This is a genomic window from Escherichia sp. E1V33 (genome assembly GCF_004211955.1).
Taxonomy (GTDB): domain Bacteria; phylum Pseudomonadota; class Gammaproteobacteria; order Enterobacterales; family Enterobacteriaceae; genus Escherichia.
Genome location: NZ_RHJI01000005.1, coordinates 1 through 14,352 on the forward strand (window position 1 = coordinate 1; position 14,352 = coordinate 14,352).

Below are 14,352 nucleotides of genomic sequence, written 5' to 3' on the forward strand. Positions count from 1 at the left end.
CGATTATGCGGGATACTTACACAAATTGTAAAGATTAACTTACTCTGTTTATATTCTGACTGTCTGGTTATATCTCAGTGGATATGTAAAATTAATAACAGCTGGTGATCATTCAGTAGTTGACTATAGAAAATTCGCCAGCCGGTCACAGACACGCATCTTTACAGGGCGTGTCTGCGTTTTTTGTTGTGATGTATATAGTAGTACTGGTGAATTATGAGCAATCTGAATCCATGCCTGGCGTGTGGTGCCTGTTGTGCATTTTTCCGCGTCTCTTTTTACTGGGCCGAAGCAGATGATGCAGGCGGCACTATTCCGGCTCATCTTACTGAGCAAATATCCCCTTACCACCGATGTATGATCGGTACTAACCAGAAGGATCCGCGTTGTGTTGCCCTGGCTGGAACGCCTGGAAAAAACGCATCTTGCACCATATACAAGAATCGCTCATCGACATGCCGAGAATTCGCCATGTCTGGCGAGGATGGGGAGATTAATGAGGCATGTAATCGCGCCCGCGCAAAATATGGGCTGCCGCCAATTTAAAAACATTTTTCATTTTTAATGAGCGCTATAAAACTGCGTATCCATGATTATATTCTGATGTAACATGCCCAGTGCCCGAGTATCAAGAATTAAAAGTCATATATTCCTGATACCGGGCAACGTTTTGCTGAAACCTGTAATTTTAAAAATACAGGTTTCAAAAACTATTCTTGATGTTTCACGTAATAATTAACAGGCATTACATTCTGATATAAACGATATAGCATATATTTATTTTAGACTGTAAACCATTACGCTTTTCGAACAGTATTCACCCGCTGGATGAACCTTTGCCGTTACTCATGAGATAATAAAAATCAGTAATTTCGATTAGTATTACTTTTTAGAGTTTTTTATAATAAATTGAATATATTATTTTTATAACATTCTTTAAGAGTAAGAAATCTGCCATAAAGACAGATTTCTTTAATTCATAATTAGAGATTTGCAACGTTATGATATACTTTTTGAACATCATCGTCATCTTCGAGGGCATCAATAAGTCCTTCAAAGATTTCTAAATCTTCTGGTGAAAGCTCAACTTCTGATTGAGCAATCATTTCTAATTCTGTTGTTGAGAACTTAGTAATTCCAGCTGCTTTTAGAGCTGCAATTCCTTTGTGAAGGTCCGTAGGCTCAGTATAAATGACGATGTTTCCTTCTTCTTCGGTCACATCACGAACATCCACTTCAGCTTCAAGCAAAATTTCAAAAATACGGTCAGGGTCAGTTCCTTCAAATACAATTACGCCAGTATTGTCAAACATATAGCTGACAGACCCGGCCGCTCCAATATTCCCGCCTTTTTTATTGAAGATTGTACGAACGTTAGCAATCGTACGGTTAACATTTGAGGTCAACGTTTCAGCGATAATCATTGAACCACTGGGTCCAAAGCCTTCATAACGTCCTTGTACGAACGTTTCGTCTCCGCCACCTTTGGCTTTATCAATAGCTTTATCAATAACGTGTTTGGGAACTTGTGCCTGCTTCGCACGTTCAATAACGAACTTTAAGGAAGTGTTTAATTCTGGGTCCGGTTCACCTTGTTTAGCCGCAGCATAGATTTCCACACCGAATTTTGCATATACTTTAGACGTTGCACCGTCTTTAGCCGTTTTTTTTGCAACAATATTGGCCCATTTACGTCCCACTGGAATAATCTCCTCGAAATTTATTCACATTAATAACAGATTGATAACCTGCGTTTTTCGTCATATTATATCATAACATGAAAAATTTCGTCTATGAGAATTAAAAACAGGCTAAATGTATGGCATCGCTTTAATTTTTCACTAATTAAGAATGTTTGATTTAATTACAATTTTTTATTTTTAATAATTTAAATACTGTAATAACGCCTAAGATAAAAATAGCGTAATAATCCCGACCAATCATCTGGAAACCATTTTTAGAATAGAACTAAATATTTTCGAGTGTGCATCAATAATAATTACCAACAGCTAATAAATTCTTAATCACCTAACTACGATATAAACATTATCTCCCCAAAAAATCCTATGGAGTTTTGATAACTATTGACGTGCTAATACAGAAAACGGGCGTGTTATACGCCCGTTTAAATATTTAACACATGTAGTGATTACATGTTCTTGATGATCGCATCACCAAATTCTGAACATTTCAGCAGTTTAGCGCCTTCCATCAGACGTTCGAAGTCATAGGTTACGGTCTTCGCATTGATTGCGCCTTCCATACCTTTAACAATCAGGTCTGCGGCTTCAGTCCAGCCCATATGGCGTAACATCATCTCTGCGGAGAGAATAATAGAGCCAGGGTTTACTTTGTCCTGACCGGCATATTTCGGCGCAGTACCGTGGGTAGCTTCAAACAGGGCGCATTCGTCACCGATGTTTGCGCCAGGGGCGATACCGATACCGCCAACCTGCGCTGCCAGGGCGTCAGAAATGTAGTCACCGTTCAGGTTCATACAGGCGATAACATCATATTCAGCCGGACGCAGCAGGATCTGTTGCAGGAACGCATCAGCGATCACGTCTTTAATGACGATCTCTTTGCCGGTATTCGGGTTTTTAACTTTCAGCCACGGGCCACCGTCGATCAGTTCACCGCCAAACTCTTCACGCGCCAGCTGGTAGCCCCAGTCTTTAAACGCGCCTTCGGTGAACTTCATGATGTTGCCTTTGTGTACCAGGGTCACAGAGTCACAGTCGTTAGCAATTGCGTATTCAATCGCGGCACGGACCAGACGTTTGGTGCCTTCTTCAGAACACGGCTTGATACCGATACCGCAATGTTCCGGGAAGCGAATTTTCTTCACGCCCATCTCTTCACGCAGGAATTTAATCACTTTCTCAGCGTCAGCAGAGTCAGCTTTCCATTCGATACCCGCATAAATGTCTTCCGAGTTTTCACGGAAGATAACCATATCGGTCAGTTCAGGGTGTTTAACCGGGCTTGGGGTGCCCTGATAGTAACGTACCGGACGCAGGCAGATGTAGAGATCCAGTTCCTGGCGCAGGGCAACGTTGAGAGAACGAATGCCGCCACCAACCGGAGTGGTCAGCGGGCCTTTAATAGCAACGCGATATTCACGAATCAGATCGAGGGTTTCAGCAGGCAGCCAGACATCCTGACCATAAACCTGTGTGGATTTTTCACCGGTGTAAATTTCCATCCAGGAGATTTTACGCTCGCCTTTATAGGCTTTCTCGACTGCAGCGTCGACCACTTTCAGCATGGCTGGGGTTACATCTACACCGATTCCATCACCTTCAATGTAAGGGATAATCGGGTTTTCAGGAACGTTGAGTTTGCCGTTTTGCAGGGTGATCTTCTTGCCTTGTGCCGGAACAACTACTTTACTTTCCATTCACCTCTCCTTCGAGCGCTACTGGTTTGCTCGTCTGCCACCACGTTGCATATGCGTTTGCGTCCTGCGATACGGATGCTTTAGAGCAATTTTTTGTTAATGATTTGTAATTGGCTTGTCAATACTACCCTATTGTTTGCCGTCATGAAAGATGCGCGTTATTAGGCTATAATGCGGCAATTCATAATCTCTGAAAATACCATGCAAAAAACTTCTTTTAGACCAAAGACAGTATTTTCCCGACCTTCAAATAAAGTATTAAATATCAATTATTTACACCAGATTTTAAGCAATAAAAAACCACCAGAGATAACTAACAGGGTGCTATTTGGTCAAAATTTGACATTACTCGATTCAGCGACTAACTCACTTTGAGCACTATAGGGAAAATTATCAAAAGTCATGGTTGAAGCGACAAGCAACGAGTAAATTATGGCATCCACCCTTTTTGAGGTTCACATGAAACGCTTTGCACTGATAGCTGTGACACTCGTTGCCTTACTGGTTCAGGTTCTGCATCTGCTGCAACCGAAGGAATCAACTTCAAGTACCAGAAACACTATATAACAATGGAGTGTTGAAAAATGGATACTACCGAAGAACGCAATGGAACATATTTCTACAGAGGACACCCGAACCTGTCCAAAATAGAACTACTCAACGTCATATTCCTTGAAGCATTCTGTAAGGAATTGGGGATTGATTCGGTATCAGGTGCAGCAATCTTATCTGGTCAACCGTGGCTGAGTACAAGAGCGAAGCCGCAAGGGGCAACCCTGGGAACAAGTGTTGTCTCAAAGTATGCGCGTATACTGATGAGAGATGCACGCATGCCTTTTGGTATTTCTTTTCATACACCAGTGGGTGTAAGGATGCAGAAATCTAATAAGCTTGCTGCAATCATCGCTCGTTGGGTTCCGTGGATTGGTTGGGCTTCACTGTCGATGAGTCTTTACAGGGTTTCGACTCGTACCCAGGGAAAATACAATCTGATTGCCAAACATCAAGACCGTATTAAGTGGACTTCCTTCTAATGGCGACAACAATCACAGTCAAAGTTTTAGCCCTGTTCCGTGATGAGATTCCAGGTTATCAGGATGACCACGGGAAGGAAATTCCGTTAGAACTGGACTCTGATTTGTTCGACTATCCACGAGATGATTTAGAGGACGCTATACGGAAATACAAAGAGAGGTTTGGGATTAACCTGGATAATCTGGACTGGTCTTTGTACCTTCCGTGGGAGTCTGCGCCATTGCTTCAACGATGGTTCAGGCTCAAGCAGGAAGAGGTAGAAGCAACACGTTTACCGTTAACTGTACGGATGTTTGCAGAATCAGCAGAAGCGGGAAAATGGCTCTATCAGTAGAATGAAAAAAGGGGGCCGCAATGCCCCTCTTATTACTACTGATGATGGTAGTAGTAAAGCATCATCCTTAACTTGAACAGTGAAGTGCTGTCACCCATCAGTAATACAGAAACACTATTTTCTATCCCAGTATTTATTCAATTCATCAATGTAAAATGTGTTCATTGGGTCATATTTATCACCATGCAGCCACACAACCGCTGCTCACTAACCAAGGTATTGATGAAACCGCGCTGAAGAGCCTGAACCCTGAACCTCTAACGAGTACCTTAAAAGTCCAATGCAATCCGACACTGTGCTACCCTCTGCGTATAGCTCTATTTGGAATTTACCATGAAATACTTTAGCGATTCTAAATCTTCTTTTAGAAAAAAACAGGTTAGTCGACTAAACCCGCAACACTCCACTAAGCGCAAGCCAGAAAACCAGCCCACACGTGTGATCCTGTTTAATAAACCTTACGATGTCCTGCCACAGTTCACCGATGAAGCCGGGCGCAAAACATTAAAAGAATTCATCCCGGTTCAGGGTGTTTATGCGGCAGGTCGTCTTGACCGCGATAGCGAAGGGTTATTGGTGCTGACCAATAATGGTGCGCTACAGGCGCGTTTAACCCAGCCAGGTAAACGCACTGGAAAAATCTATTACGTGCAGGTGGAAGGCATTCCCACGGAAGACGCACTTGAAGCCTTGCGCAATGGCGTAACCTTAAATGATGGCCCTACCCTGCCCGCGGGCGTGGAATTGGTTGAAGAGCCGGAGTGGTTATGGCCGCGTAATCCGCCGATTCGTGAACGTAAAAGTATTCCCACCAGCTGGCTGAAGATTACTTTATATGAAGGACGTAATCGCCAGGTGCGCCGCATGACCGCCCATGTCGGTTTCCCTACACTGCGACTGATTCGCTATGCCATGGGCAATTACACACTGGATAATCTCGCTAACGGCGAATGGCGAGAAGCAACAGAATAAGGATGCACAATGTTTAAACCGCACGTTACCGTCGCCTGCGTGGTACACGCAGAAGGCAAATTTTTAGTCGTTGAAGAGACGATTAATGGTAAAGCGTTATGGAACCAACCGGCGGGGCATCTGGAAGCGGATGAGACGCTAGTGGACGCGGCCGCGCGTGAGCTGTGGGAAGAAACCGGCATCAGCGCGCAACCGCAACACTTTATCCGCATGCATCAGTGGATTGCGCCAGATAAAACGCCGTTTTTGCGTTTCCTGTTTGCTATTGAGCTTGAGCAAATTTGCCCGACGCAACCTCATGACAGCGATATCGACTGCTGCCGTTGGGTCAGAGCCGAAGAAATTTTACAGGCATCAAATCTGCGCTCACCGCTGGTAGCGGAAAGTATTCGTTGTTATCAAAGCGGGCAACGCTATCCGCTGGAGATGATTGGCGATTTTAACTGGCCTTTTACAAAGGGTGTCATCTAAAAGGCTGCGTGATAGAATACGCCGCCTTGAAGTTCAATGTCGTGAGTAATCCAATGTCTGAAACCGCAAAAAAAGTGATCGTCGGCATGTCCGGCGGTGTCGATTCCTCCGTTTCTGCCTGGCTGTTGCAACAACAGGGATATCAGGTCGAAGGCCTGTTTATGAAGAACTGGGAAGAAGACGACGGTGAGGAATATTGCACAGCGGCAGCGGATCTGGCTGATGCCCAGGCTGTCTGCGACAAGCTCGGCATTGAACTGCACACCGTTAACTTTGCTGCCGAGTACTGGGACAACGTCTTCGAACTGTTCCTTGCCGAATATAAAGCCGGTCGCACGCCGAATCCGGATATTCTCTGCAACAAAGAGATCAAATTTAAAGCCTTCCTCGAATTTGCCGCCGAAGATTTAGGTGCCGATTATATCGCTACCGGTCATTACGTTCGTCGGGCCGATGTCGATGGCAAGAGCCGCCTGCTGCGTGGTCTGGACAGCAATAAAGACCAGAGCTACTTCCTTTATACGCTCAGCCATGAGCAGATTGCGCAAAGCCTGTTCCCGGTCGGCGAACTGGAAAAACCGCAGGTGCGTAAGATTGCAGAAGATCTCGGTCTGGTTACCGCGAAGAAAAAAGATTCTACCGGTATCTGCTTTATCGGCGAGCGTAAATTCCGCGAGTTCCTGGGCCGCTATCTTCCGGCGCAACCGGGCAAAATCATTACCGTCGATGGCGATGAAATCGGCGAGCACCAGGGGCTGATGTATCACACTCTTGGCCAGCGTAAAGGTCTGGGTATCGGTGGCACCAAAGAAGGCACCGAAGAACCGTGGTACGTGGTCGATAAAGACGTCGAAAACAACATTCTGATTGTTGCGCAGGGCCATGAACACCCGCGTCTGATGTCTGTCGGTCTGATTGCCCAGCAGCTGCACTGGGTCGATCGTGAACCTTTCACCGGTACTATGCGTTGCACGGTAAAAACCCGCTATCGCCAGACCGACATCCCATGCACCGTCAAGGCGCTGGACGACGATCGCATTGAAGTGATTTTTGATGAACCCGTTGCTGCCGTCACGCCCGGCCAGTCTGCCGTCTTCTATAACGGCGAGGTGTGCCTCGGCGGCGGTATTATTGAGCAGCGTTTGCCGCTGCCGGTCTGATTATTGTCTTTAATTACAACAAGGAAGCAGTGAACGTGGCAAAGAATTACTATGACATCACCCTCGCCCTGGCCGGAATTTGTCAGTCGGCACGCCTGGTGCAACAACTCGCTCACCAGGGGCATTGTGATGCCGATGCGCTACACGTCTCACTCAACAGTATTATTGATATGAACCCCAGCTCCACGTTGGCGGTTTTTGGCGGCAGCGAAGCCAATCTGCGCGTCGGGCTGGAAACCCTGCTTGGCGTGCTCAATGCCAGCAGTCGCCAGGGCTTAAACGCTGAGTTAACCCGCTACACTCTTAGCCTTATGGTACTTGAGCGCAAACTTTCCTCAGCGAAAGGTGCGCTCGACACTCTGGGCAACCGGATCAACGGCCTGCAACGCCAGCTCGAACACTTCGATTTACAGTCCGAAACGCTGATGAGCGCGATGGCTGCTATCTATGTTGATGTGATTAGCCCGCTTGGCCCGCGCATTCAGGTCACCGGTTCCCCTGCTGTACTGCAAAGCCCACAAGTGCAGGCGAAAGTTCGCGCAACCCTGCTGGCAGGCATTCGCGCCGCCGTGCTCTGGCACCAGGTCGGCGGCGGACGTCTGCAATTGATGTTTTCTCGTAATCGCCTGACCACTCAGGCAAAACAAATTCTTGCTCATTTAACCCCGGAGTTGTGATCTATGGAATTATCCTCACTGACCGCCGTTTCCCCTGTCGATGGACGCTACGGCGATAAAGTCAGCGCGCTGCGCGGGATTTTCAGCGAATATGGTTTGCTGAAATTCCGTGTACAAGTTGAAGTACGTTGGCTGCAAAAACTGGCCGCGCACGCAGCGATCAAGGAAGTTCCTGCTTTTGCTGCCGACGCAATCGGTTACCTTGATGCAATTGTCGCCAATTTCAGCGAAGAAGATGCCGCACGCATCAAAACCATCGAGCGTACCACTAACCACGACGTTAAAGCGGTTGAGTATTTCCTGAAAGAAAAAGTGGCGGAGATCCCGGAACTGCACGCGGTTTCTGAATTCATCCACTTTGCCTGTACTTCGGAAGATATCAATAACCTCTCCCACGCATTAATGCTGAAAACCGCGCGTGATGAAGTGATCCTGCCATACTGGCGTCAACTGATTGATGGCATTAAAGATCTCGCCGTTCAGTATCGAGATATCCCGCTGCTGTCTCGTACCCACGGTCAGCCAGCCACGCCGTCAACCATCGGTAAAGAGATGGCAAACGTCGCCTACCGTATGGAGCGCCAGTACCGCCAGCTTAACCAGGTGGAGATCCTCGGCAAAATCAACGGCGCGGTCGGTAACTATAACGCCCACATCGCCGCTTATCCGGAAGTTGACTGGCATCAGTTCAGCGAAGAGTTCGTCACCTCGCTGGGTATTCAGTGGAACCCGTACACTACGCAGATTGAACCGCACGACTACATTGCCGAACTGTTTGATTGCGTTGCGCGCTTTAACACCATCCTGATCGACTTCGACCGTGACGTCTGGGGTTATATCGCCCTTAACCACTTCAAACAAAAAACCATCGCTGGTGAGATTGGTTCTTCCACCATGCCGCACAAGGTTAACCCAATCGACTTTGAAAACTCCGAAGGGAACCTGGGGCTTTCCAACGCGGTATTGCAGCACCTGGCAAGCAAACTGCCGGTTTCCCGCTGGCAGCGTGACCTGACCGACTCAACCGTGCTGCGTAATCTTGGCGTGGGTATCGGTTATGCGCTGATTGCTTACCAGTCCACCCTGAAAGGTGTGAGCAAACTGGAAGTGAACCGTGATCATCTGCTGGATGAACTGGATCACAACTGGGAAGTGTTGGCAGAACCAATCCAGACGGTAATGCGCCGTTACGGGATTGAGAAGCCGTACGAGAAGCTGAAAGAGCTGACTCGTGGAAAGCGCGTTGACGCCGAAGGTATGAAGCAATTTATCGACGGTCTGGCGCTGCCGGAAGAAGAGAAAGCACGCCTGAAAGCAATGACTCCGGCTAACTATATTGGTCGTGCCATCACGATGGTTGATGAACTGAAATAAGCCTCGTATCAGTGCCGGATGGTGATGCCGTCCGGCCTGTTTATTAAGATAATCCGCTTTTCTATTTATACTTCCCTTCCCCACTGGTTTATTTAATGTTTACCCCCACAACCACATAATCGCGTTACACTATTTTTATAATTAAGACAGGGAGAAATAAAAATGCGCGTACTGGTTGTCGAAGACAATGCGTTGTTACGTCACCATCTTAAAGTTCAGATTCAGGACGCTGGTCATCAGGTCGATGACGCAGAAGATGCCAAAGAAGCAGATTATTATCTCAACGAACATTTACCAGATATTGCGATTGTCGATCTCGGTTTGCCTGACGAAGATGGTTTGTCGCTGATCCGTCGCTGGCGTAGTAATGATGTTTCACTGCCAATTCTGGTATTAACCGCTCGTGAAAGCTGGCAGGACAAAGTTGAAGTATTAAGCGCCGGTGCTGACGATTACGTGACTAAACCCTTTCATATTGAAGAAGTAATGGCTCGGATGCAGGCATTGATGCGGCGTAATAGCGGTCTGGCTTCACAGGTTATTTCACTGCCGCCGTTTCAGGTTGATCTTTCCCGTCGCGAATTATCCATTAGTGACGAAGTGATCAAACTGACCGCATTTGAATACACCATTATGGAAACCTTAATCCGTAACAACGGCAAAGTTGTCAGTAAAGATTCATTGATGCTACAGCTCTACCCGGATGCCGAACTGCGGGAAAGTCATACCATTGATGTCCTGATGGGCAGGCTGCGCAAAAAAATTCAGGCGCAATACCCGCACGAGGTGATTACCACCGTTCGCGGCCAGGGTTATCTTTTCGAATTGCGCTGATGAAAAAATTACTGCGTGTTTTTTCCCCGCTCTCGCTGCGGGTACGTTTTCTGTTGGCGACGGCGGCGGTAGTACTGGTGCTTTCACTTTCCTACGGTATGGTTGCCCTAATCGGTTATAGCGTCAGTTTCGATAAAACGACGTTTCGTCTGTTACGCGGCGAGAGCAATTTATTCTACACACTGGCGAAATGGGAAAACAATAAGCTACATGTCGAACTGCCGGAAAATATCGACAAGCAAAGCCCCACTATGTCTCTGATTTATGACGAGAACGGAAAACTATTGTGGGCGCAGCGTGATGTTCCCTGGCTGATGAAAATGATCCAGCCTGACTGGCTGAAATCCAATGGTTTTCACGAAATAGAGGCTGACGTGAACGATACCAGCCTGCTACTAAGTAACGATCTCTCTATTCAGCAGCAGTTGCAGGAAGTTCGGGAAGACGACGACGATGCAGAAATGACTCACTCGGTCGCCGTTAATGTCTATCCGGCGACGGCGCGAATGCCAAAACTCACCATTGTGGTGGTCGATACCATTCCCGTAGAGCTTAAAAGTTCGTATACGGTATGGAGCTGGTTTCTCTATGTACTCCTGGCCAACCTGTTGTTAGTGATCCCGTTACTGTGGGTCGCCGCCTGGTGGAGCTTACGCCCTATTGAAGCGCTGGCGCGAGAAGTCCGCGAACTGGAAGAACACCACCGCGAATTGCTCAACCCTACAACGACGAGAGAACTCACCAGCCTGGTGGGTAACCTGAACCGACTTTTAAAAAGCGAGCGTGAGCGTTACGACAAATACCGCACTACGCTCACAGACCTGACTCACAGCCTGAAAACGCCTCTGGCGGTGCTACAAAGTACGCTACGTTCTTTGCGAAGCGAAAAGATGAACGTCAGTGAGGCGGAACCCGTGATGCTGGAACAAATTAGCCGTATCTCGCAACAAATTGGTTACTACCTACACCGCGCCAGTATGCGTGGAGGGACATTACTTAGCCGCGAACTACATCCAGTTGCCCCGATGTTAGACAATCTCACATCGGCACTAAATAAAGTTTATCAGCGTAAAGGCGTCAATATTTCCCTCGATATCTCGCCAGAAATCAGCTTTGTCGGTGAGCAGAACGATTTTGTTGAGGTCATGGGCAATGTACTGGATAACGCCTGTAAGTATTGCCTCGAGTTTGTCGAAATCTCCGCAAGGCAAACTGACAAGCATCTCTACATCGTGGTCGAAGATGATGGTCCGGGGATCCCACAAAGTAAGCGTGAGGTGATTTTCGACCGTGGTCAGCGTGTTGATACCTTACGCCCTGGGCAAGGCGTGGGGCTGGCGGTCGCTCGTGAAATTACTGAACAATATGACGGAAGAATCATCGCCGGAGAGAGCATGCTCGGCGGTGCGCGAATGGAGGTGATTTTTGGTCGCCAGCATTCCGTGCCGAAGGATGAATAAATATGTCCTTTCTTCACGCATTACAGTATGCATCCGTTATAATCGGTTGCAGATACCCGCCTATGGACGCTTAACATGGAATACCAACTAACCCTTAATTGGCCCGATTTTCTTGAACGCCACTGGCAGAAACGTCCCGTGGTGTTAAAACGCGGCTTTAATAATTTTATTGACCCCATTTCTCCCGACGAGCTGGCGGGTCTGGCGATGGAAAGTGAAGTCGACAGTCGGCTGGTCAGTCATCAGGATGGCAAATGGAAGGTCAGTCACGGGCCATTCGAAAGCTATGACCATCTGGGCGAAACCAACTGGTCATTGCTGGTCCAGGCGGTTGATCACTGGCATGAACCGGCCGCCGCGCTGATGCGTCCGTTCCGTGAATTACCAGACTGGCGCATTGACGACCTGATGATCTCGTTTTCCGTGCCTGGTGGCGGCGTCGGTCCGCATCTCGATCAGTACGATGTGTTTATTATTCAGGGTACAGGTCGCCGTCGCTGGCGGGTAGGTGAAAAGCTGCATATGAGGCAGCACTGCCCTCACCCGGATCTGTTACAGGTTGATCCGTTTGAAGCGATTATTGATGAAGAGCTGGAGCCAGGCGATATTCTTTATATTCCGCCCGGATTCCCGCACGAAGGCTACGCGCTGGAAAATGCGATGAACTATTCCGTAGGTTTTCGAGCGCCGAATACGCGGGAACTGATCAGCGGATTTGCCGATTACGTGCTGCAACGTGAGCTGGGCGGTAATTACTACAGCGATCCGGATGTCCCACCGCGCGATCATCCGGCTGACGTTTTACCGCAGGAAATGGATAAGCTGCGTGAGATGATGCTTGAGTTGATCAACCAGCCAGAACACTTTAAGCAGTGGTTTGGCGAGTTTATATCCCAGTCACGCCATGAACTGGATATCGCTCCGCCAGAGCCACCGTATCAACCCGATGAAATCTACGACGCGCTGAAACAAGGTGATGTACTGGTGCGTCTGGGTGGTCTGCGCGTCTTGCGCATTGGCGACGATGTTTATGCCAATGGTGAGAAAATTGATTCCCCGCACCGTCCGGCGCTGGATGCACTCGCCAGCAATATTGCACTGACCGCCGAGAATTTTGGCGACGCACTGGAAGATCCGTCATTCCTCGCGATGCTCGCGGCGCTGGTCAATAGCGGGTATTGGTTCTTCGAAGGGTAAATTTGAATTGAAGCCGGATGCGGCATCATATGCCGCATCCAATTTCGCTTACTTCCGTTTCGCCGTTAACTCGGCAATACGTACAATCACTTGCACCGCTTTTTCCATTCCTTCCAGAGTGACAAACTCATGTTTGCCATGATAGTTATAACCGCCGGTAAACAGGTTCGGGCATGGTAATCCCATAAACGACAACTGCGCGCCGTCAGTACCACCACGGATCGGTTTCAGATCTGGTTCAATATCGCAATCGCGCATCGCCTGCTGGGCAATATCAAGAATATGCGGATGCTCAACGACTTTCTCGCGCATGTTGTAGTAACTGTCTTCAATCACCAGTTCAATGTAGCAATCCGGGTGTAACCCTTTGCCCACCTTCTTGGCAATTTCCATCATTTTACGTTTACGCGCTTCAAATTGTTTACGGTCGAAATCACGGATGATGTAGTGCATATCGGCGCGCTCAACAGTGCCTTTCATGCTTGTCAGGTGATAGAAACCTTCATAACCTTCCGTAGCTTCCGGGCTTTCATCTGCCGGTACTTCCGCATGAATGCGTGCCGCCAGCGACAGCGCATTCACCATCACACCTTTTGCCGTACCTGGGTGAACATTGTTGCCGACGATTTTGATATTCACCGAAGCAGCGTTGAAGTTTTCAAACTCCAGTTCACCTACGCCACCACCATCTACGGTGTAAGCCCAGCGGGCATCAAAGGCTTCAACATCAAAATGTTTCGCCCCTTTACCCACTTCTTCATCTGGCGTAAAGGCAACACGAATATCGCCATGCGGAATATTTTTCTGCTGCAATACCGCCAGCGCGGTCATGATTTCTGCAATACCTGCTTTGTCGTCAGCACCCAACAATGTTTTACCGTCAGTGGTGATCAGCGTCTGTCCCAGTAGTTGATGCAGTACCGGGAACATGACCGGTGACAGGACTTCGTCGCCGACGCCCAACGCAATGTCACCGCCGCGATAGTTTTCAACAATCTGCGGGTTCACATTTTTACCGCTGCAATCCGGTGAGGTATCCACATGAGAAATAAAGCCAATTGCCGGAATATCGCCAGGAACGTTAGCCGGTAGCGTCGCCATCAACGTTCCTTTCTCACTTAAGGTCACATTGATAAGACCCATTTCTTCCAGCTGATCTTTCAGCAGATGCAATAATTTCCACTGGCCTTCCGTGCTGGGAACTTGTCTCACCCCCGCTTTTGATTGGGTATCGAGAGACACGTAGTTCAAAAAACGCTCAAGTAGTTTATCCATGTAGTCACCCTCACTTTTCGTGACAACATTATTAAGAAGCAGGAAAAGACAAATATTGCGTCAGGTCACTTTTACCCCTGCAATCGGGAATATTTATCAACATTACCTTAATGAATATAAAGCTAAGCCAGTAATTCACAACAAGGATTGGCGATCCAAGTAG

Annotated in this window: 14 protein-coding genes; 11 read left to right on the top strand and 3 right to left on the bottom strand. The window is 47.8% G+C overall.

What is annotated here, in order from left to right:
• The first annotated feature begins 216 nt into the window (after positions 1-216).
• Complete coding sequence (locus tag D9742_RS04500) at positions 217-546, top strand: YkgJ family cysteine cluster protein (RefSeq protein ID WP_130236123.1); 330 nt, start codon at positions 217-219, stop codon at positions 544-546.
• 437 nt (positions 547-983) lie between these two features.
• On the opposite strand, the gene D9742_RS04505 is transcribed toward D9742_RS04500, so the two are convergent.
• Together D9742_RS04505 and icd are read right to left on the bottom strand one after the other, a co-directional pair.
• Positions 984-1,700 carry a YebC/PmpR family DNA-binding transcriptional regulator gene (locus tag D9742_RS04505; RefSeq protein ID WP_130236124.1) on the bottom strand — a complete coding sequence of 239 codons (717 nt, stop codon included), beginning with the start codon at positions 1,698-1,700 and terminating at the stop codon, positions 984-986.
• Between the two features lie 449 nt (positions 1,701-2,149).
• Positions 2,150-3,400 carry an NADP-dependent isocitrate dehydrogenase gene (gene icd / locus D9742_RS04510; RefSeq protein ID WP_130236125.1) on the bottom strand — a complete coding sequence of 417 codons (1,251 nt, stop codon included), beginning with the start codon at positions 3,398-3,400 and terminating at the stop codon, positions 2,150-2,152.
• Between the two features lie 584 nt (positions 3,401-3,984).
• On the opposite strand from icd, the gene D9742_RS04515 reads away from it, so the two are divergent.
• The 10 genes from D9742_RS04515 (at position 3,985) to roxA (ending at position 12,914) form a co-directional block, all read left to right on the top strand.
• Positions 3,985-4,434, top strand: a complete 450-nt coding sequence (locus tag D9742_RS04515; RefSeq protein WP_130236126.1) for an STM2901 family protein — start codon at positions 3,985-3,987, stop codon at positions 4,432-4,434.
• The gene (locus tag D9742_RS04520; protein ID WP_130236127.1) at positions 4,434-4,769 is read left to right on the top strand and encodes a DUF1493 family protein; all 336 of its coding nucleotides are present in this window, start codon (positions 4,434-4,436) and stop codon (positions 4,767-4,769) included. The genes D9742_RS04515 and D9742_RS04520 overlap by 1 nt, the downstream gene beginning before the upstream one ends.
• A gap of 333 nt (positions 4,770-5,102) precedes the next feature.
• Positions 5,103-5,741, top strand: coding sequence for a 23S rRNA pseudouridine(2457) synthase RluE (gene rluE, locus D9742_RS04525; RefSeq protein WP_130236128.1), 639 nt, complete (start codon positions 5,103-5,105; stop codon positions 5,739-5,741).
• 9 nt (positions 5,742-5,750) lie between these two features.
• Positions 5,751-6,212, top strand: a complete 462-nt coding sequence (gene nudJ / locus D9742_RS04530) for a phosphatase NudJ (protein WP_130236129.1) — start codon at positions 5,751-5,753, stop codon at positions 6,210-6,212.
• Between the two features lie 53 nt (positions 6,213-6,265).
• Positions 6,266-7,372 (top strand): tRNA 2-thiouridine(34) synthase MnmA, encoded by a 1,107-nt coding sequence (gene mnmA / locus D9742_RS04535; RefSeq protein ID WP_001353282.1) that lies wholly within the window; start codon positions 6,266-6,268, stop codon positions 7,370-7,372.
• A gap of 35 nt (positions 7,373-7,407) precedes the next feature.
• A complete protein-coding gene (gene hflD / locus D9742_RS04540; protein WP_001297479.1) occupies positions 7,408-8,049 on the top strand; it encodes a high frequency lysogenization protein HflD in 642 nt (213 codons plus the stop codon).
• Positions 8,050-8,052: 3 nt separating this feature from the next.
• Positions 8,053-9,423, top strand: coding sequence for an adenylosuccinate lyase (purB, locus tag D9742_RS04545; protein WP_000423729.1), 1,371 nt, complete (start codon positions 8,053-8,055; stop codon positions 9,421-9,423).
• 162 nt (positions 9,424-9,585) lie between these two features.
• Positions 9,586-10,257 (top strand): two-component system response regulator PhoP, encoded by a 672-nt coding sequence (gene phoP / locus D9742_RS04550; protein ID WP_130205589.1) that lies wholly within the window; start codon positions 9,586-9,588, stop codon positions 10,255-10,257.
• Positions 10,257-11,717 (top strand): two-component system sensor histidine kinase PhoQ, encoded by a 1,461-nt coding sequence (phoQ, locus tag D9742_RS04555; RefSeq protein WP_130236130.1) that lies wholly within the window; start codon positions 10,257-10,259, stop codon positions 11,715-11,717. The genes phoP and phoQ overlap by 1 nt, the downstream gene beginning before the upstream one ends.
• Positions 11,718-11,792: 75 nt before the next feature.
• Positions 11,793-12,914 carry a [50S ribosomal protein L16]-arginine 3-hydroxylase gene (gene roxA, locus D9742_RS04560; RefSeq protein WP_130236131.1) on the top strand — a complete coding sequence of 374 codons (1,122 nt, stop codon included), beginning with the start codon at positions 11,793-11,795 and terminating at the stop codon, positions 12,912-12,914.
• Between the two features lie 48 nt (positions 12,915-12,962).
• Here roxA and pepT read toward each other — a convergent pair whose 3' ends face one another.
• Positions 12,963-14,189: a peptidase T gene (pepT, locus tag D9742_RS04565; RefSeq protein WP_130205583.1), complete on the bottom strand. Its 1,227-nt coding sequence runs from the start codon at positions 14,187-14,189 to the stop codon at positions 12,963-12,965.
• Positions 14,190-14,352 lie beyond the last annotated feature (163 nt).